Annotated in this window: 16 protein-coding genes and 1 tRNA gene; 12 read left to right on the forward strand and 5 right to left on the reverse strand. The window is 72.1% G+C overall.

Going from position 1 to position 18,689, the window contains the following annotated elements; all coding sequences use genetic code 11:
* Positions 1-129: 129 nt before the first annotated feature.
* Together AB0F98_RS17040 and AB0F98_RS17045 are read left to right on the forward strand one after the other, a co-directional pair.
* The gene (locus AB0F98_RS17040; protein ID WP_357735751.1) at positions 130-1,281 is read left to right on the forward strand and encodes a geranylgeranyl reductase family protein; all 1,152 of its coding nucleotides are present in this window, start codon (positions 130-132) and stop codon (positions 1,279-1,281) included.
* A gap of 234 nt (positions 1,282-1,515) precedes the next feature.
* Positions 1,516-1,701 carry a hypothetical protein gene (locus AB0F98_RS17045; protein WP_357735754.1) on the forward strand — a complete coding sequence of 62 codons (186 nt, stop codon included), beginning with the start codon at positions 1,516-1,518 and terminating at the stop codon, positions 1,699-1,701.
* A 76-nt stretch (positions 1,702-1,777) separates the two neighbouring features.
* Here AB0F98_RS17045 and AB0F98_RS17050 read toward each other — a convergent pair whose 3' ends face one another.
* Positions 1,778-3,568 carry a 5'-nucleotidase C-terminal domain-containing protein gene (locus AB0F98_RS17050; RefSeq protein ID WP_357735757.1) on the reverse strand — a complete coding sequence of 597 codons (1,791 nt, stop codon included), beginning with the start codon at positions 3,566-3,568 and terminating at the stop codon, positions 1,778-1,780.
* 175 nt (positions 3,569-3,743) lie between these two features.
* Between AB0F98_RS17050 and AB0F98_RS17055 the strand changes: the two genes are divergently transcribed.
* Positions 3,744-4,646, forward strand: a complete 903-nt coding sequence (locus AB0F98_RS17055) for an SDR family oxidoreductase (protein ID WP_357735760.1) — start codon at positions 3,744-3,746, stop codon at positions 4,644-4,646.
* A gap of 12 nt (positions 4,647-4,658) precedes the next feature.
* Here the strand turns inward: AB0F98_RS17055 and AB0F98_RS17060 are convergent, their stop codons facing one another.
* Positions 4,659-5,318, reverse strand: a complete 660-nt coding sequence (locus AB0F98_RS17060) for a nucleotidyl transferase AbiEii/AbiGii toxin family protein (protein WP_357735763.1) — start codon at positions 5,316-5,318, stop codon at positions 4,659-4,661.
* Positions 5,315-5,656 (reverse strand): hypothetical protein, encoded by a 342-nt coding sequence (locus tag AB0F98_RS17065; protein WP_350790389.1) that lies wholly within the window; start codon positions 5,654-5,656, stop codon positions 5,315-5,317. The genes AB0F98_RS17060 and AB0F98_RS17065 overlap by 4 nt, the downstream gene beginning before the upstream one ends.
* A gap of 189 nt (positions 5,657-5,845) precedes the next feature.
* On the opposite strand from AB0F98_RS17065, the gene fdh reads away from it, so the two are divergent.
* The 7 genes from fdh to AB0F98_RS17100 all read left to right on the forward strand — a co-directional run bounded on the left by fdh (position 5,846) and on the right by AB0F98_RS17100 (position 14,750).
* Positions 5,846-9,115: a formate dehydrogenase gene (gene fdh, locus AB0F98_RS17070; protein ID WP_357735767.1), complete on the forward strand. Its 3,270-nt coding sequence runs from the start codon at positions 5,846-5,848 to the stop codon at positions 9,113-9,115.
* Positions 9,105-10,151 (forward strand): 4Fe-4S dicluster domain-containing protein, encoded by a 1,047-nt coding sequence (locus tag AB0F98_RS17075; protein WP_357735771.1) that lies wholly within the window; start codon positions 9,105-9,107, stop codon positions 10,149-10,151. Before fdh ends, AB0F98_RS17075 begins: the two co-directional genes overlap by 11 nt.
* On the forward strand, positions 10,148-11,269 hold the full coding sequence (nrfD, locus tag AB0F98_RS17080) for an NrfD/PsrC family molybdoenzyme membrane anchor subunit (RefSeq protein ID WP_357735774.1): 1,122 nt from the start codon (positions 10,148-10,150) through the stop codon (positions 11,267-11,269). Before AB0F98_RS17075 ends, nrfD begins: the two co-directional genes overlap by 4 nt.
* Positions 11,270-11,325: 56 nt before the next feature.
* Positions 11,326-11,421 (forward strand) — tRNA-Sec (locus AB0F98_RS17085).
* A 21-nt stretch (positions 11,422-11,442) separates the two neighbouring features.
* Complete coding sequence (gene selA / locus AB0F98_RS17090; protein ID WP_357735777.1) at positions 11,443-12,747, forward strand: L-seryl-tRNA(Sec) selenium transferase; 1,305 nt, start codon at positions 11,443-11,445, stop codon at positions 12,745-12,747.
* Position 12,748: 1 nt separating this feature from the next.
* On the forward strand, positions 12,749-14,503 hold the full coding sequence (gene selB / locus AB0F98_RS17095) for a selenocysteine-specific translation elongation factor (RefSeq protein WP_357735780.1): 1,755 nt from the start codon (positions 12,749-12,751) through the stop codon (positions 14,501-14,503).
* 49 nt (positions 14,504-14,552) lie between these two features.
* Entirely contained in the window at positions 14,553-14,750 is a 198-nt protein-coding gene (locus AB0F98_RS17100) for a hypothetical protein (protein WP_076471704.1), read from the forward strand.
* A 69-nt stretch (positions 14,751-14,819) separates the two neighbouring features.
* Here AB0F98_RS17100 and AB0F98_RS17105 read toward each other — a convergent pair whose 3' ends face one another.
* The gene (locus tag AB0F98_RS17105; protein WP_357735784.1) at positions 14,820-15,248 is read right to left on the reverse strand and encodes a MarR family transcriptional regulator; all 429 of its coding nucleotides are present in this window, start codon (positions 15,246-15,248) and stop codon (positions 14,820-14,822) included.
* 111 nt (positions 15,249-15,359) lie between these two features.
* On the opposite strand from AB0F98_RS17105, the gene AB0F98_RS17110 reads away from it, so the two are divergent.
* The gene (locus AB0F98_RS17110; RefSeq protein ID WP_357735787.1) at positions 15,360-16,253 is read left to right on the forward strand and encodes an MBL fold metallo-hydrolase; all 894 of its coding nucleotides are present in this window, start codon (positions 15,360-15,362) and stop codon (positions 16,251-16,253) included.
* Positions 16,254-16,447: 194 nt separating this feature from the next.
* Positions 16,448-17,425 carry an aldo/keto reductase gene (locus tag AB0F98_RS17115; RefSeq protein WP_357735791.1) on the forward strand — a complete coding sequence of 326 codons (978 nt, stop codon included), beginning with the start codon at positions 16,448-16,450 and terminating at the stop codon, positions 17,423-17,425.
* A 280-nt stretch (positions 17,426-17,705) separates the two neighbouring features.
* Here the strand turns inward: AB0F98_RS17115 and AB0F98_RS17120 are convergent, their stop codons facing one another.
* On the reverse strand, positions 17,706-18,659 hold the full coding sequence (locus AB0F98_RS17120; RefSeq protein WP_357735794.1) for a D-2-hydroxyacid dehydrogenase family protein: 954 nt from the start codon (positions 18,657-18,659) through the stop codon (positions 17,706-17,708).
* Positions 18,660-18,689: the final 30 nt, after the last annotated feature.

Genomic DNA, 18,689 nt, shown 5'->3' on the forward strand with positions numbered 1-18,689 from the left:
GTGCAGGCGGTTGCGCTGCGCGGTTACCCCTTGGCCGGGTGAAGATGCCCACCCGATCGAGGGGCGATCGCGGCTCGGCCCGGCCCTGCCTCCGGGCCGGAGGGCCGATGCGTGCCCTAGGCTGCTCCCGTGATCGTTTGGGATCTCGCCGTCGTCGGCGCCGGCCCCGCCGGGCTCTCCGCCGCGTACGCCGCGGCCCGCGCCGGCGTACGAACCCTGGTTCTCGAGCGGGCCGAACATCCGCGTTACAAGACTTGCGGTGGCGGCCTCATCGGCACGTCGCTGGCGGCTGTGCGGGATCGGATCGAGGTGCCCGCGCACGATCGGGTGGACCGGGTGACGTTCACCTGGGACGGGCGACGCGGCTTCACCCGCCGGCACCGCGCGCCCCTGGTGACGATGGTGCGCCGCGAGGAGTTCGACGACCGGCTGCGCGCGGCCGCGGTGGCGGCCGGGGCGGAGGTCCGCGAACGCGCCGCGGTCCGCGCCGTCGAGCAGGACCCGGATGGCGTACGCCTGCGGCTGGCGGACGGGACGACCGTGCGCGCCCGGACGGTGATCGGGGCGGACGGCTCCTCCGGTGTGACCGCTCGGCACGTCGGCGTCCGGTATCGGCAGGTGGACCTGGGGCTGGAGTTGGAGCTGGAGGTCCCGCCGGAGCAGCAGGAACGCTGGCGCGGGCGGGTCCTGCTCGACTGGGGCCCGTTGCCCGGGTCGTACGCCTGGGTGTTCCCCAAGGATGACCGGCTGACGGTCGGGGTGATCGCGGGCCGGGGCGAGGGGGAGCGGACCCGGGAGTACCTGCGGCGCTTCGTGGAGCGGCTCGGTCTGGCCGACGCGCCGGCGGCGCACGACTCCGGGCACCTGACCCGCTGCCGGGCGGACGACTCCCCGCTGCGCCAGGGCCGGGTACTGGTCGCCGGGGACGCGGCGGGCCTGCTCGAACCGTGGAGCCGGGAGGGGATCAGCTTCGCGCTGCGCTCGGGCGCGCTGGCCGGGACGGCGGTCGCCGAGGGGGACCTGGCCGGCTACGAGCGGTCGGTCGGCGAGCAGTTGGTGCCGTCGATGCGGGCTGGTTACCGGCTGCTCGATCTGTTCTCGCGCCGGCCGGAGATCTTCCACGCGCTGGTGGCCACGCCCCCGGGCTGGCGGATGTTCGTGCGGTTCTGTCAGGGGCAGGCCAGCTTCGACAAGACGCTGGCCCGGCCCGAGGTGCGTGCGGTGCTGGCCGTGCTGGACCGGATTCCCGCGTCCCGACGCCGCGCTGTTCCGGCGTCCTGACGCTCCGCCCGGAGCGGGTGGCAGTGCCGCTCGCCGGGCAGGGGGCCGATGTGGACGATCCGGGACGAGGTGGGCCGAGCCGTCCGCCGACACCACCCAGGATCCTAGGATGCCTTACGCGGTGTGACGTGCCGCCGGACATCGACGGGTCATCGCCGACGAGCCTCGGACGAACGGCCGAAGCGCGCCGACGCGAAACCGGAGTGAGAATGGAGTCGCCGAAGGGGGTGGCCGATGAGCGACGCTCGAGAGGAACCGCGGTTCACCGACGACGACTACGCCTTCCTGCGACACGTCCGGTTCGGCGAGCTGCCACCCGCGGTACGTCCGGAGGACCGGGTGGAGCTGACCGAGACCGACCCGGGCCGTGGCGCGCCGGAGGCACCCTCGCCGAGCTGGGACCTGCGGCGCGGCGCCTGAGCCTCCGGACCGGAACACCAGGAACGCGGACGGGCCGCAGGCAGTCGTCGCCCGCGGCCCGTCACTACGGTTCCGGTCAGAACACCGGCACGCCCTCGCGCACAAGGCGCCAGTTCGGCTGGAAGAAGTCGGCCGGGTCGATCGTGCCCTTGGCCTGGGCCCAGTCGATGAGCAGCTGGCGGATCTCCTGCTGCTCGTTGTAGACCTGCGTCTTGACGATGCCGGGGAAGTTGCCGCCCCCGCTGCGCCGGTAGTTGTTCACCGCGACGACGAACTGCGCGTCGTCAGCCACGGGGGTGTCCGTGCCGGCCAGCACGAGACGGGTGATCCGCTGACCCACCGGCTTCGCGATGTCGATGTCGTAGTCGACGCCGGAGAAGGCGTCGTAGTTGTAGTCCGGGACCAACGGGTCGCTGATCTGCTCGGGGTCGACCGGGGCGCCGGTCGCGAGGGTGTTGAAGTACTTCGCCGAGTACTCCAGGTACGCGCGCACCTCGGCGCCGCTGAGCACGACCGCCTCGAGGGTGTTGTCGAACACGTAGAGGCCCGCCACGTCGCGGATCTTCACGTCACCGGCCGGGAAGACCGCGGTACGGCTGAACGGCGAGGCCTGCGACAGCACCGGCAGGTCGGCGTACTGCGTGCCGGCCAGCGCCTTGGTGACCGTCTCGGCCTGGACGTGGTTGATGAAGTCGAGGATCGGGGTGTCCTTGTACCGCGACTCGACGGCGGACATCTCGACGGTCGCCCGCGCCACGACCTGGTTGACGTACTCCACGGTCTTCTTGTGCTGGGCCCGCACCGCGGCGAGGATCTTCGGGTCCTCCACCACGGTGTTGGTGTTCAACATCGTGGCCGACTTGGTGGTGATGCTCCACTGGCCGCGTTCACGGGTCAGGGTGAAGTCCATGCGGGTCAGGCGCTGGCCCCACTTGGAGGGCTCGGAGAGCAGGACCTGCTGGCCGGTCTGTTTGTTGGTCACGAACCGTTCGACGATCTCGTTGTGGGCGTGCCCGAACAGGATCGCGTCGATGCCCGGCACCTGCTCGGCGATGAGGGCGACCGGGTTCTCGTTCGGCAGTTCCGGGCCGTAGCTGGAGGTGCCGCTGTCACCGCCGTGCGCCGAGATCAGGATGATGTCTGCGCCACGCTGGCGCATGATCGGCACGTACTTCGCCGCCGTGGCGATCATGTCGTCGAAGCGCAGCTTGCCCTCGACGTTGCCCCGGTCCCAGATGGCCACGCCGGGGTTGGTGAGACCGAGGATGCCGACCCGCAGCGCCGGCGCGGCGAAGCCCAGGGAAACCTTCTTGATCACATACGGCGTGAAGGCGGGCTTACCGGTCTTCGCGTTGACGGCGTTGGCGGCCAGGGCCGGGAAGCCGAGCTGGCGGATCCACAGATCCAGCAGGGGCAGGCCGTAGTTGAACTCGTGGTTGCCCAGCGTCACGGCGTCGTAGTCGATGATGTTCATCGCGCGCGCCATCGGGTGCTTCTCGCCCGTGCTGGTGATCGGCTCCTGCTTGGCGTAGAACGTGGCGAGCGGGGTGCCCTGGATGGTGTCGCCGGCGTCGAGCACGAGGGTGGCCTTGCCGCGCCGCTCGGCCCGGATCTGGTTGATCAGGGTGGCGAGCTTCGCGACGCCGACGTCGTTCTGCTTGCTGTCGTCGTACTCGGCGTCGCGGTAGTAGTCCCAGTTGTAGACGTTTCCGTGGGTGTCCGAGGTGCCCAGGAGCGTGAGGTCCCAGGTGCGCGTGCGGGGCGCCCCGGCGGCCCGGGCGGGCGTGGCGGCGATCAGCGGAGCGGCAGCCGCCGCGGCCGCGACGGCGAGCACCTGCCGGCGGGAGGGGCCGGAGGGAGAGGTCATGACATGCCTTTCCATCGGAGGGGGCGCGCATGATCGGCGCCGAGCGCACCATAACCAGAGCTCTTCACTCCTGTCACAAGGACCCCGAACGGCAGTGACGTGCGCCGTTTCCGTCCCGGCGCCGGGGGTAGGGACTTCGCGGACCGGTTCCGACCAGGTACGCGAGGAGACGTCCGTGAGTGAGGACCAGTACACCCGGCAGGACCCGACCAGCCAGTACGGGCAGCGGTCGGGGCAGCCGAAGCAGCAGCAGACGCCACCGGGCGCCACCGCCGGCATGGTCCCGCGCCCGGATCACGGTGAGCAGTCGTACCGGGGCAGCGATCGGCTCGCCGGCAAACGGGCGCTGATCACCGGCGGCGACTCGGGCATCGGCAAGGCCGTCGCGATCGCGTTCGCCCGGGAGGGTGCCGACGTGCTGATCTCCTACCTGGGCGCGGAGGAGGACGCCGATGCCCGGGACACGGTCCGCCTGGTCGAGGAGGCGGGGCGTCGCGGGGTGGCCGTACGGGGTGACATCACCGACGAGCGGCACTGCCGGGCGCTGGTGGAGCAGGCGGTGGCCGACCTCGGCGGCCTGGACCTCCTGGTGAACGTCGCGGGCTACCAGATGTCGCAGGACAAGGGGATTCTCGGCGTCACCAGCGAACAGTTCGACCGGGTGATGAAGACCAACCTGTACGCGCTGTTCTGGCTCTGCAAGGCCGCGGTCCCGCACCTGCCCGAGGGATCGGTGATCATAAACACCTCCTCGATCCAGGCGTACGAGCCGTCGCCGCAGCTGCTCGACTACGCGACGACCAAGGCGGGGATCGCGAACTTCACCAAGGCGCTCGCCGCGGACCTGGCCGATCGGGGCATCCGGGTGAACGCGGTCGCGCCGGGCGCGGTCTGGACGCCGCTGATCCCGGCCACCATGCCCGAGGGTGCGGTGGAGTCGTTCGGCCAGAACTCTCCGATCGGGCGGCCGGGGCAGCCGGCCGAGCTGGCACCCGCGTACGTGTTCTTCGCCGCGCAGGAGTCGAGTTTCGTCACCGGGGAGGTCCTCGGCGTGACCGGGGGACGCCCGATCACGTGACGGGTGTGCCGTTCAGCGGGGCCAGGCGGCGAGCCGGTCGCGGACCCGGGCGACCGCGGTGGCGTCCAGTCCGTAGCGGGCGAACCGCTGTTCGGGGATGCGGTCGAGGTAGCGGCCGGCGGCGCGCACGTCGTCCGGGTCCAGCGCCGGGTCGACCTGCCGGGCGAGTTCGAGCAGTTCCGGCACGTCGTAGTGCTCGAGGGCGGCGGAGACGTCGATGTAGTCGCGGACCTCCCGTCGGTTGACCAGCGCGGCGATCTTGTTGGCCATCAGGTCGCGTACGTCCATCACCGGGCCGAGGTCCATCACCACGGGGCTGCGGTGGCGGTCGAGGCGCGCCAGGCTCAGCCGGATCTGCCGCCCGTCGCGGCTCACCACGAAGTCCTTCAGGTCCCGGCCGTAGCCCTCGAACAGGTCGCCCAGGTCGCTGTCCGGGTCGGCGTCGTCGACGGCGAAGCCGGCCCGCTCCAGGGCGGTACGCACGCCGGTGGCGGCCGCGGCGGCGGCGCCTTCGACGTCGGCGAAGAGATCCACGTCCTCGGTGGGGCGGGCGACCAGCCCGTGGGCGGCCCAGGCCACCCCGCCGCCGAGGACGAATCGGTGCGGGCCCGCCGCGGTGAGCGCCACCCGGGCCACCTCGCGGTAGAAGTCGTGCAGGTGCGGGGTGCTCACGCGGTGCGCAGGGCGTGGTGGCGGCTCTCCCACGCCTGCCGGACGGCGCGGGGAAGGTTGAGCAGGCGCCACACCCGGCGCAGGGTGCGGCCGTCGACGAGTTGGCGGAGATCCTCGGTGCGGGTGGTCTCGCGCAGCACGTTCTCGTAGAGCCAGAGCAGTTGGTCGGGGTCGCCGAGGTCGAAGGTGCGCTCGGCGTTCCACATCAGGCGTACCGGTAGTTCGACGACGCCGCGGGTGGGGCCGGTCAGTTCGGTGAGGGTGCGTGCGACGACGGCAGGGCGGCCCGGGCGGGCCAGGTGGGCCACGCCGGTCGCGGTGGGGGAGGCGCCCTGCATGTTGTCAGGGTAACCCGACCGCGGGGCGTCGTGACCCGGCTGCTGCGGATCTTGGCAGTAGTGTCGGCCTGCGCGGGTGTTTCGGGCCTCGGCTCCGGATGAGGGTGAAACGCCGACTCGGGTCGCACGGAAGCGTCGGCTGGCTTATGTTCATGGGGTCGGCGTGGGCCTTCGGGAGGGGGTGTCGCAGTGGGTGTCCGGACCTTCATCGAGGGGTGGCCGGTCTACCGGCAGCTCACCGGCACTGATCCGTTGGGCCGTGGCTCGGCGGCGCAGTCGCCCCGTTCGGCGGAGCTGACAGCCCGCACGGAGACGGCCGACAGCATGGCGCGCTCGGTCTGCCCCTACTGCGCCGTCGGGTGCGGTCAGCGGGTGTACGTCAAGGATGGGCAGGTCACCCAGATCGAGGGCGACTGGGACAGCCCGATCTCCCGTGGCCGGCTCTGCCCGAAGGGCGCCGCCAGCAAGAGCCTCGTGACCAGTCCGTTGCGGCAGACGAAGGTCCGCTACCGCCGGCCGTACGCGACGGAGTGGGAGGACCTGGATCTCGACGTCGCGCTCGACATGATCGCCGACCGGGTGCTCGCCGCGCGTGACGAGACCTGGGAGGACGTGGACGCCGAGGGCCGGCCGCTCAACCGCACGCTGGGCATCTCCAGTCTCGGCGGGGCGACGCTGGACAATGAGGAGAACTACCTCATCAAGAAGCTGTTCACGGCGATGGGGGCACTCCAGATCGAGAACCAGGCGCGCATTTGACACTCCGCCACCGTCCCCGGTCTGGGGACCAGCTTCGGTCGCGGCGGCGCGACGGACTTCCAGCAGAACCTCGCCAACGCTGACGTCATCGTCATCCAGGGTTCGAACATGGCCGAGGCGCACCCGGTGGGCTTCCAGTGGGTGATGGAGGCCAAGCTTCGCGGCGCCAAGGTCTTCCACGTCGACCCGCGGTTCACCCGGACCAGCGCGCTCGCCGACACGTACCTGCCGATCCGGGCGGGGACGGACATCGCGCTACTCGGTGGGGTGGTGCGCTACATCCTGGAGAACGAGCTCGACTTCCGGGAGTACGTGCTCGCGTACACCAACGCGGCGACGATCGTCAGCGAGGAGTTCGTCGACGCCGAGGACGGCGACGGCATCTTCTCCGGCTTCAATCCGGAGACCGGCGCGTACGACCAGACCAGCTGGCAGTACGCGGGGCAGGAGGGCCACTCCGGCTCCATGGACACCAGCAGCGAGCGGGACACCGCGGCGGGGCTGCGGCACGAGTCGCACGGCGCGCCGATTCCGGGGCAGGTCCTGCGGGACGCGTCGTTGCAGCATCCGCGCTGCGTCTACCAGATCCTGAAGCGGCACTACGCCCGCTACACGCCGGAGATGGTGGAGCGGGTCTGCGGTATTCCGCAGGAGAAGTTCCTCGAGCTGGCCCGCGCCTGGACGGAGAACTCGGGGCGGGAACGCACCGGGGCGCTGGTCTACTCGGTGGGTTGGACGCAGCACAGTGTCGGCGTCCAGTACATCCGCACTGGCGCGATCATCCAGACGTTGCTGGGCAACATGGGTCGTCCCGGCGGTGGTGTCATGGCGTTGCGGGGGCACGCCAGCATCCAGGGCTCCACCGACATTCCGACGCTGTTCAACCTGTTGCCGGGCTACCTGCCGATGCCGCAGCACGACAAGCATCCGACCTTCGGCGCGTGGGTGGACAGCATCCACCACCCGGGGCAGAAGGGCTACTGGGCCAACGCGCGGGCGTACTGTGCCAGCCTGTTGAAGGCGTACTGGGGGGACGCGGCGACGCCGGAGAACGACTTCTGTTACGGCTACATGCCGCGCATGACCGGCGATCACGGCACGTATCAGCAGGTGCTGAACATGATCGACGGCAAGGTGAAGGGATACTTCCTGCTCGGGCAGAACCCGGCTGTCGGGTCGGCGCACGGGCGGGCGCAGCGGCTGGGCATGGCCAACCTGGACTGGCTCGTGGTCCGTGACCTGTTCATGATCGAGAGCGCCACGTTCTGGCGTAACGGCCCGGAGGTGGAGACCGGCGAGATCGTGCCGGAGCAGTGCCGCACCGAGGTGTTCTTCCTGCCCGCCGCGTCCCACGTGGAGAAGGAGGGCACGTTCACCCAGACGCAGCGGATGCTGCAGTGGCGCGAGAAGGCGGTGGAGCCGCCAGGCGACGCCCGCTCCGAGTTGTGGTTCTTCTACCACCTCGGACGCAAGTTGCGGGAGAAGCTGGCCGGGTCGGACAAGCCCCGGGACCGCGCGCTGCTCGACCTGGCCTGGGACTACCCGACGCACGGCCCGCTCGCCGAGCCGAGCGCCGAGGCGGTGCTGCGCGAGATCAACGGGTTCGAGGTGGCCACCGGCCGTCCGCTGGGCGGGTTCGCCGAGGCGAAGGACGACGGCTCCACCGCGATGGGCTGCTGGATCTACAGCGGCGTGTACGCCGACGGGGTGAACCAGGCCAACCGCCGTAAGCCGAGGCACGAGCAGAACTGGGTGGCCGGCGAGTGGGGCTGGGCGTGGCCGGCGAACCGGCGCACCCTCTACAACCGCGCCTCCGCCGACCCGGACGGGCGTCCGTGGAGCGAGCGGAAGAAGTACATCTGGTGGGACGAGGAGAAGGGCGAGTGGACCGGTTACGACGTGCCGGACTTCGAGAAGACGAAGCCGCCGTCGTACCGGCCGGAGCCCGGCACGTCCGGTCCCGCGGGGCTCGCCGGTGACGACCCGTTCGTCATGCAGGCCGATGGCAAGGCCTGGCTGTACGCGCCCACAGGGGTGGTCGACGGGCCGCTGCCGACGCACTACGAGCCGGTCGAGTCACCGATGCGCAACCCGCTCTACCGGCAGCAGGCCAACCCGGCCCGCAAGATGTACCCGCATCCGGTCAACTCGGTGAACCCGAGCCCACCGGAGGACCAGTGGCGGGTCTTTCCGTACGTGTTCACGGTCAGCCGGCTCACCGAGCACCACACCGCGGGTGGGATGAGCCGGATGGTGCGTCCGCTGGCGGAGTTGCAGCCGGAGATGTTCGTGGAGGTGTCGCCCGAGCTGGCCGCCGAGGTGGGGCTGACGCACCTGGGTTGGGCGCACCTGGTCACCGGCCGGGCGGTCATCGAGGCGAAGGTGCTGGTCACCGACCGGCTCACGCCGTTGCGAGTGGAGGGTCGGATCATCCATCAGGTGTGGCTGCCGTACCACTTCGGCTTCGAGGGGATGGTCACCGGCGACTCCGCCAACGACCTGTTCGGGATCATCCTCGACCCGAACGTGTTGATCCAGGAGAGCAAGGTGGGCACCTGCGACGTCCAGCCCGGCCGCAGACCGACCGGTGCGGCCCTGCGCGAGATGGTCGAGGACTACCGGCGGCGGGCGGGCATCACCCCGCAGCGGCACGCGCCTGTGGTGACCCCGCCCGGGTCGGGGGCCTCCGATGCTTCCTGACCCGAACAGCCTCGCCGGTCCGCTCGACCCGGCGCCGGAGGCCGGCTGGCCCGAGGCGCCGCCCCGGATGGGCTTCTTCACCGACACCAGCGTGTGCATCGGCTGCAAGGCGTGCGAGGTGGCGTGCAAGGAGTGGAACGACGTGCCCGCCTCGGGCATGGACCTGCTCGGCATGTCGTACGACAACACCGGCGCGCTGACCGCGAACTCGTGGCGGCATGTCGCCTTCGTCGAGCAACCCCGACCGGCCGGGCACCGTACGCCGCCGTTCGCCGGCAACCCGACCGGTGGCACCACCAGCCCGTCGTCGGCGGCGGTGGGGGCGACCACCAGGGACCCGGTCGGCACCGAACCGGGTGTGCCGACCGGTTCGCCGGAGGCGGCGGCCCGGATGGCCGCCGGTCCCGAGTTCCTCGGCATGCCCGGTGGGCAGCCGCCGGGGCGGGCCACCGGGGCGGAGACCCGCTCCGACTTCCGCTGGCTGATGATGTCCGACGTGTGCAAGCACTGCACGCACGCCGCCTGCCTGGACGTCTGCCCGACGGGTTCGTTGTTCCGCACCGAGTTCGGCACGGTGGTGGTGCAGGAGGACATCTGCAACGGCTGCGGTTACTGCATCTCCGCCTGCCCGTACGGGGTGATCGACCGGCGCGAGGACGACGGGCGGGCCTGGAAGTGCACGCTCTGCTACGACCGGATCGGGGCCGGTAAGACTCCGGCGTGCGCGCAGGCCTGCCCGACCGAGTCGATCCAGTACGGGCCGCTGGAGGAGCTGCGGGAGCGGGCGGCCGCGCGGGTCGCCACCCTGCACGAGCGGGGTGTGCCGGAGGCGCGGCTCTACGGCCACGACCCGAACGACGGGGTCGGCGGCGACGGCGCGTTCTTCCTGCTGCTCGACGAACCGGAGGTGTACGGGCTGCCGCCGGATCCGGTGGTCACCACCCGGGACCTGCCGAAGATGTGGAAGCAGGCCGGTCTCGCGGCCCTGGCCATGGCGGCGGCCGCTGTGGCCGTGTTCGTCGGAGGTTCCTCGTGAGTTCGCAGCACCCGCCAATCGGTGACCGGTTCCGGCGGTTCCGCGACCGGCTCGACGCGGTTCGGTCCGCCGCGGCCGAGCGCCCGACGGAGGGCCCGAGTGATGTCGACGTGACGTCCACGCCGCGCCGGGGAGCCGGGCGCCGCGGCGGCGGGGAGGAGCTGCGGGTCCCGGAGGCGGAGTTCACCTCGTACTACGGCCGGCCGGTGCTCAAGCCGCCGGTGTGGAAGTGGGACATCGGCGCGTACCTGTTCACCGGGGGGCTTGCGGCCGGGTCCTCGCTGCTCGCGGCGGGCGGTCAGCTCACCGGCCGGCCGCAGTTGCGGCGGGCGGGCAGGGTGACGGCGTTGGCCGCTGTCACGGCGAGCACGGTCTTCCTGATCCGGGACCTGGGTCGCCCGGCACGGTTCCACCACATGCTGCGGGTGGCGAAGCTGACCTCGCCGATGTCCGTGGGCACCTGGATCCTCGCCGCGTTCGGCCCGGCGGCCGGCGTGGCCGCGGTCGCCGAAGCGGCGTCGCTGCTGCCCGAGCGGGGTCTGCCGGGGCTGGCCCGCCGGGTGTTGCCGCCGGTCGGGCAGGCGGCGGGGCTGGCCGCGGCGGCCACCGCGCCGGCGCTGGCCACGTACACCGCGGCGTTGCTCTCCGACACCGCGGTGCCGTCGTGGCACGAGGCGTACCGGGAGTTGCCGTTCCTGTTCGCGGGCAGCGCGCTGGCCAGCGGAGCCGGCGTGGGGTTGATCGCGGCGCCGCCCGAGCAGGCCGGTCCGGCCCGCCGGCTGGCGGTGACCGGCGCGGCCCTTGAGCTCGCCGCGGCGCACCGGGTGGAGACCGGGCTCGGCCTGCTCTCCGAGCCGTACCACAGCGGCCGGCCGGGCCGGATGATGAGTGTCGCCCGGATGCTCACCGCGGCCGGTGCCGTCGGAGCGTTGCTGGGCCGCCGCAGCCGGGCGGTGTCGGCAGTCTCCGGAGCCGCGTTGCTCGCCGGTTCGGTGGCCACCCGGTTCGGTGTCTACCAGGCGGGCGTCGTCTCGGCCCGTGATGCCAGGTACACGGTGGTGCCGCAGCGGGAGCGGCTGGAGCGCCGCCGACAGGCTGTCACCGGTACGGGTGACTGAGAGAACTTTTCGACCTCCGCGCACGGCGGCGTGGCCCTTGTGGTCAAATGCTCCGTGGAGGCGTTCAGGCGGCTGGTGCCCCTCCCGGTCTTCAAAACCGGTGTGGTCCGGGACCCGGGCCAGGCGGGTTCGATTCCCGTCCGTCTCCGCCAACCACTGTGGGGGATGACGTGATGCGCGACGGGCAGACCGACCCGCGCCGACGGGTGCCCCGCACCGACCTGCTGCTCGCCGATCCCGGGCTGGCCGCCGCCACGGCCGTGCTCGGGCGCGACCGGGTGAAGGCGGCTGTGACCGCGGCGCAGGACCGGGCCCGGCGCGGTGAGATCCGCCCCGACGAGGTACGTGACGTGGCCGTCGCGACGTTGCCGGCGCCCGCGCCGCGGGCGGTGCTCAACGCCACCGGCGTCGTCCTGCACACCAACCTGGGCCGGGCGGCCCTGTCCCGCTCCGCCGTGGACGCGCTTGTCGCGGCGGCCGGGCACACCGACGTCGAGCTGGACCTCACCACCGGCCGGCGGGCGCGGCGGGGTCGTGACGCGCTGGCCGGACTGGCCGCCGCGGTGCCGGGCGCGGCCGCGGTGCATGTGGTGAACAACGGCGCCGCCGCGCTGGTGCTCGCGGCGACCGCGCTCGCCGCCGACCGGGAGATCGTGGTCAGCCGCGGCGAGCTGGTCGAGATAGGCGACGGCTTCCGGCTGCCGGACCTGCTGGTCAGCACCGGCGCGCGCCTTCGTGAGGTGGGCACCACGAACCGGACCACCGTCGCCGACTACGCCGCCGCGGTCGGTCCGCGCACCGGTTTCGTGCTCAAGGTGCACCCGTCGAACTTCCGGGTCACCGGCTTCACCTCCGCCGTCGGGGTACGCGATCTGGTACGCCTCGGTGTGCCGGTGGTCGCCGACATCGGTTCGGGGCTGCTGGTCCCGGACCCGCTGCTGCCGGACGAGCCGGACGCGGCCAGCACCCTGCGCGCGGGCGCGCACCTGGTGACCGCTAGCGGTGACAAGCTGCTCGGCGGGCCGCAGGCCGGGCTGCTCCTCGGCGACGCCGAACTGGTCGAGCGGCTACGCCGGCATCCGCTGGCCCGGGCGTTGCGGGTGGACAAGCTCACCCTGGCGGCGCTGGCGGCCACCCTGCACCGGCCCGACACACCGACCCGGGCCGCCCTGCACGCCGACCCCGGTGCGCTGCGGGAACGGGTCGAGCGGCTGCGGGAGCGGCTCGGCGCGGACGGCCGTAAGGCCGAGGTGGTGCCGGCGGTGGCGGTGGTCGGCGGCGGTGGCGCCCCCGGTGTGGAGCTGGAGTCGTGGGCGTTGAGCCTGCCCGAGCGGTACGCGGCACCGCTGCGTACGGGCGAGCCGCCGGTGCTCGGCCGGGTCGTTCGGGGCCGGCTCCTGCTGGACCTGCGCTGCGTGCCTCCGGAGGCCGACGAGGCGCTACGCGCCGCGGTGCTAGCCGTTCCGGGAGACGACTGACGTGTGGGTGGTGGCCACTGCCGGGCACGTCGACCACGGCAAGTCGACGCTGGTCCGGGCGCTGACCGGAATGGAACCCGACCGGTGGGCGGAGGAGCGCCGCCGAGGCATGACCATCGACCTGGGGTTCGCCTGGACGACGCTGCCCTCCGGTGGCACCGTCGCGTTCGTCGACGTACCCGGGCACGAGCGGTTCGTGCCGAACATGCTCGCGGGGGTCGGCCCGGCGCCGGCGGCGCTGATCGTGGTGGCCGCCGACGAGGGTTGGATGCCGCAGTCCGCGGAGCACCTGGCCGCGTTGCACGCGCTCGGTGTGTCGTACGGCCTGCTGGTGGTGACCCGCGCGGACCTGGCTGATCCGGGTCCGGCGATGGCCCAGGCCCGCACCCGGATCGCCGGGACCACGCTGGGGTCGGTGGAGGCGGTGGCGGTCAGCGCTCTGACCGGTGCCGGCCTGCCGGAGCTGCGCGCGGCGCTGGGCCGGCTCGCCGCACGGCTGCCGGCCCCGGCCGGTGGCGGCCCGGTGCGGCTGTGGGTGGACCGCAGTTTCACCATCCGGGGCAGCGGCACCGTGGTCACCGGCACGCTGGGCGCGGGCCGCCTGCGGGTCGGCGACGAACTGGAGCTGGCCGGCACCGGCGAGTCGGTGCGGGTACGCGGCCTGCAGACGCTCGGATCGGCCGCGCCCGAGGTCACTGCGGTGGCCCGGGTGGCGGTGAATCTGCGCGGCACTGCGCGGGACCGGTTGACGCGCGGCGACGCCCTGCTCAGTCCGGGTCGGTTCCACCGCACGGAGGTGGTGGACGTCCGCGTCGCCGGCGATCCGGCGGGGGAGTTGCCGGCCACCCTCACCCTGCACGTCGGTTCGGCCGCGGTGCCGGTCCGGGTCCGTCCGCTCGGTACGGACACGGCCCGGTTGCGGCTGGCCCGGCCGCTGCCGCTGCTCATCGGCGACCGGGCGTTGCTGCGCGACCCGGGCCGTCACCACGTGGCGGGCGGCGTGATCGTGCTCGACGTGGCGCCCCCTCCGCTGGCCCGCCGGGGTGCGGCCGGCGCCCGCGCGGACGTCCTGACCGGGTTGGACGGCCGGGCCGACCTGGCCGGGGAGCTGCGCCGGCGCCTGCTGGTCCGGGCCGCCGACCTGATCCGCATGGGCGTTCCGGTCGACGTCGCGCCGGTGGCCGGCGACTGGCTGGCCGACCCGGGGCACTGGCGGCAGCTCGGCGTCCGGCTGGCCGAGGAGGTGGCCCGGCACGGCCGGGAGCATCCGCTGGAGCCCGGTGCGCCGGTGGAGATGCTGCGGCAGCGGCTCATGCTGCCGGACCGGGCGTTGGTGGAGGCGCTGGTCCGGCCGCCGCTGCGGCTGCTGGGCGGCCGGGTCACCGCCGCGGCCGTCGACGCGCTGCCGGACCCGGTGGCCCGGGCGGTGCAGCGTATCCGCGACGAGTACGGGCACCGCCCGTTCCAGGCGCCGGAGGCCGACCGCCTTGTCGACCTGGGGTTGGGGCCGCGGGAGATCGGCGCGGCGGTCCGCGCGGGCGCGCTGCTGCGCCTGGCGGAGAACGTGGTGCTGCTCCCCGACGTGCTCGACGATGCGGTACGGGTGCTGGCCGGGCTGCCCCAGCCGTTCACCCTCTCCGCGGCGCGGCGGGCGCTGGACACCACTCGCCGGGTCGCGGTGCCGCTGCTGGAGCTGCTGGACCGCCGGGGTGCGACCCGGCGGCTGCCCGACGACGCCCGGATCGTCGTGGGTTGAGCCGGTCAACCCGCCGTGCGGGTGCCCGGCCGTCACCTACGGTGACGCCATGGACCCTTCCGCGGTCTGGCGGGACAGACAGCACAAGTGGCGGATCGAGGCGTACCGGGCGCCGGATCTGCGGTTCGCCATCTTCGCGACCAACGGCACCACCGAGTCGGCGCCGTTGTGGCTGTTCGGGATGTCGGCGTTGGCACGGTGGTTGATGACGCACGCGATCTCGCTCGACGATCTGGAGAGCGACTGAGCGCCGCGCCAGGCGTTTTCCCCGGGCCGCTGCGACCGGGTCGGCCCTCCCGAGGCCGCTGTGAGCGGGTCAGCGGATGAGGGCGCGGGTGAGCAGGTTGCGCAGGACGTCCTGCTCCTCGGAGGCCAGCGGGGCCAGGGGGGAGTCCTCGGAGAGCAGCTCGACCAGGCGTCCGCGGAGTTCGACGCCCTTGGGGGTCAGGATGAGTTGCTTGGCGCGGCGGTCGTCGGGGTGCGGGTGGCGTTCGAGGTAGCCCTGCCCTTCGAGGCGGTCGGCGACGAAGGTGATGTTGGAAGGCTCGCAGCTCATCCGTTCGGCGAGGTCACGCAGGGTCATGGGGTGGGTCAGCTCACACAGCGCGGTGGCCTGCGTGGCGGTCAGACCGAGGGTGGCCGCCCGGGCCCGCAGGTGGGCTTCGATCTGACTGGCCACATCTCTGACCAGGCCGCACACCTGCCGGTCGGCTAGGGGGCGGGGAGTTTCGCGTTCGGCGGCCATGTGACGAGCTTACTACAACTCGGATAGTTGCAGTTAGAGCTGTTCTAGCTCTAACGTTTGGCTCCTGCCGTCGCTCGGCGGCATCTCATCGAGCACAAGGTAGGACCACATATGACCGCAACATCCGATTTCGACCGGATTCGGCTGACCAGCGCGCCCCGCGTTCGTTCGCTCCGCCTGGGTGAACTGAAGATCACCTACGTTCCGGACGGGCTGGCCCTGTGCAAGCCGCGTGGCTGGCTGCCCGCCGCCACCGACGCGGACTGGGCCGCCAACCGTGATCATCTCGACGACAGGGGCCTCCTGCCCGCAGCCGTCGGCGGGCTGCTGGTCGAGCGGGGTGACCGGGCGCTGCTCATCGACACCGGGTTCGGACCCGAGTCCTACCCCGACGACCCGGCCAACCCGTACCTGGCGGAAATCTACGGCGGTGAGATGCTGGACGGCCTGCGGCGGCTGGGCCGCGAACCGGGCCAGATCGAGGCCGTCGCCATCACCCACCTGCACTCCGACCACCTGGGCTGGGTCTGGAACGCCGAGTCCGGCGCCGATGCGCCGCCGTTCGCGCATGCCACCCACTTCCTCGCGGCACCAGAGTGGGAGCGGCGCGACCTGGCCGCCGGGGCCGGGGCGACTGAGGAGCGTCTGGCCACCTTCGGAACCCGCGTCCGTACGGTCGAGGACGGCGAGGAGGTCTTCCCCGGCGTGCGGGCCTCGTTCTCGATCGGGCACACCGTCGGCCACGTCACGTACACCATCACCGGCGGCGGCCAGCGGCTCATCGCGTTCGGCGATGCGATGCACGCGCCGATCCAGGTCACCCACCCCGAATGGGGCTGCGGGATCGACCACGACCCCGCCGGGGCCGCCGAGTACCGCCGCCGCCTGGTCGAGGAGATGAGCCGCCCCGACACCATCGGCTTCGGCAACCACTTCGCCGACGTGGTCTTCGGGCGCGCCGAACGCCGCCCCGACGGCCGGTACACCTGGGTCCCGGTCGCCTGACCGTCCCGTCCCGGCGGTGCGACGCCTGTCGACAGGTGGATCGCCATCGCCGTTGCCGGCCCTTGGCCCCGCCATCACCGCCGCCGCGCTCACCCTGCCCGACCGAATGAGCGGCAACAGCGTCGGCGATGAGCGGCGGAGCCTGCGCAATGCCTGTCAAATCCTGTAGATCACTCAAGAAACGGATAGTTGTCGTGAAACACATCAAACTGGGAAGCTTGGACGTCTCCCGTATCGGCCTGGGCCTGGTATCGATGTCCTACGCCTACACCGGAGCCGGCACGGACGACGCCGAGTCGATCCGCACCATCCACCGGGCCCTGGAGCTAGGTGTCACGCACCTGGACACCGCCGAGGTCTACGGCCCGTACGTCAACGAGGAACTCCTCGGCAAGGCGCTCAAGGGCCGCCGGGATCAGGCCGTGGTGGCGACCAAGTTCGGCATGATCTCGCACGCGGGTGCCGGGGCAGGGCAACTCGACAGCAGCCCGGCCAACATCCGCACCGCCGTCGAAGGCTCGCTCAAGCGGCTGGGCACCGACTACATCGACCTGTACTACCAGCACCGAGTCGACCCGAACACGCCTATCGAGGACACCGTCGGGGCGCTGGCCGAACTGATCACCGAGGGCAAGATCCTTCACATCGGTCTGTCCGAGGCCGGACCGGAGACGATCCGCCGCGCCCACGCCGTGCATCCCATCGCCGCCGTCCAGTCGGAGTACTCCCTGTGGACCCGGCACCCGGAGGCTCAGGTGCTGCCCCTGCTGCGCGAGCTGAACATCGGCTTCGTGCCCTACTCGCCCCTGGGACGCGGATTCCTCACCGGGCAGATCCGCTCGACCACCGGCTTCGACGAGACCGACCTGCGCAAGAACAACCCGCGCTTCACCGGCGAGAACTTCCAGCGCAACCTGCGTCTCGCGGACGAGGTCCAGGCCATCGCCGCCGAGGCGGGTACCACGCCGGCGCAGATCGCACTGGCCTGGCTGCTCACCCGGGGCGACGACATCGCTCCCATCCCCGGCACCAAGCGGGTGGCACGTGTGGAGGAGAACACTGCCGCCGACGCCGTGGAGCTGACCGCCGAGCAGATCGAGAAGCTCGACAACCTTCCGCCCGCTGTCGGCGAGACGCACGACGAAGCCGCCATGCGCCTGCTGGAGCGCTGACCGCAGCCTCGGCTGTGACCGCACTCCACAGCGGCATCGCTTCAGAACCTCCGGCCGAGGCGAACGCCTCGTCGAGCGGTTCGGTGCGCGGCGTGCAGGTACGCCACCACGCCTGCACGCTGCGCACCACGCACGGCCCGGCGGCCTGCCAGGATCTTCAAGGTGCCGGCAGGCCGCCGGTCTGCGGATGCGGCCCCCCGGTGGTGGTGAGTCTGCTCGACGGCTCGCCCCGGACCGCGTCAGGACCGCCGCCTGCCGGGCCGGGAGCGAAGAATCCGACTCAGGTCAGCACCCGGACCGGGCTGCCGTCGAGGAAGGCGCCGATGTCGTCCACCGCGTCCCGGAAGAACGTCGCGTAGTTCAGTTCGGTCACGTAGCCGAGGTGTGGGGTGGCCAGCACGTTCGGCAGCGTACGGAACTCGTGCCCGGCGGGCAGCGGCTCCTTGTCGAACACGTCCAGCCCGGCGCCCGCGATCCGCTGCTCGCGTAGCGCGGACGCCAGGGCGGACTGGTCGACGATCGCCGCCCGCGAGGTGTTGACCAGGTAGGCGGTGGGCTTCATCAGCGCGAGTTCCCGGGCGCCGACGAGCCCGCGTGTCCGCTCGCCGAGCACGAGGTGAACGGAGACGATGTCGGAGCCGGCGAGCAGCGCGTCCAGGCTGGGGGCCAGCCGCGCGCCGGCCTGCTCGGCCCGCTCGGGCGTCAGGTTCTGGCTCCAGGCCAGCACGTCCATGCCGAACGCCCGCCCGACCGCCGCCACCTGCGACCCGATCCTGCCCAGGCCGAGCAGCCCGAGGGTGCGTCCGCGCAGGTCGGTGCCGAGAGTGTGCTGCCAGGGACCGTCCGTGCGTAGCGCGGTCGCCTCGGGCACCAGGTGCCGGGCCAACCCGAGGATCAGCGTCCACGTCAGCTCGACGGTCGAGGTCCAGCCGCCGCCCGTTCCGGACACCGTGACGCCGTGTGCCCGCGCCGCGTCCAGGTCGATGGCGACGTTGCTCATGCCGGTGGTGACGAGCAGCCGCAGGTTGGGCAGCCGCTCGAACACCTCGGCGGGAAACGGCGTGCGTTCCCGCATGGCGACCACGACCTCGAAGTCGTGGATTGCCGCTACGAGCTCGTCTGCGCTGGTGAACGGCTCGCGGAAGCTGGTGGCCCGGACCCGGGACCAGTCCGCCAGTCCGAGCGCGACCCCCTGGTAGTCGTCCAGCACCGCGCACCGGAAATCAGTTGACATGACAACAACCCTACGCTCGCTCCTCCGACT

The organism is Micromonospora sp. NPDC023737 (genome assembly GCF_040639715.1).
Classification (GTDB): domain Bacteria; phylum Actinomycetota; class Actinomycetes; order Mycobacteriales; family Micromonosporaceae; genus Micromonospora.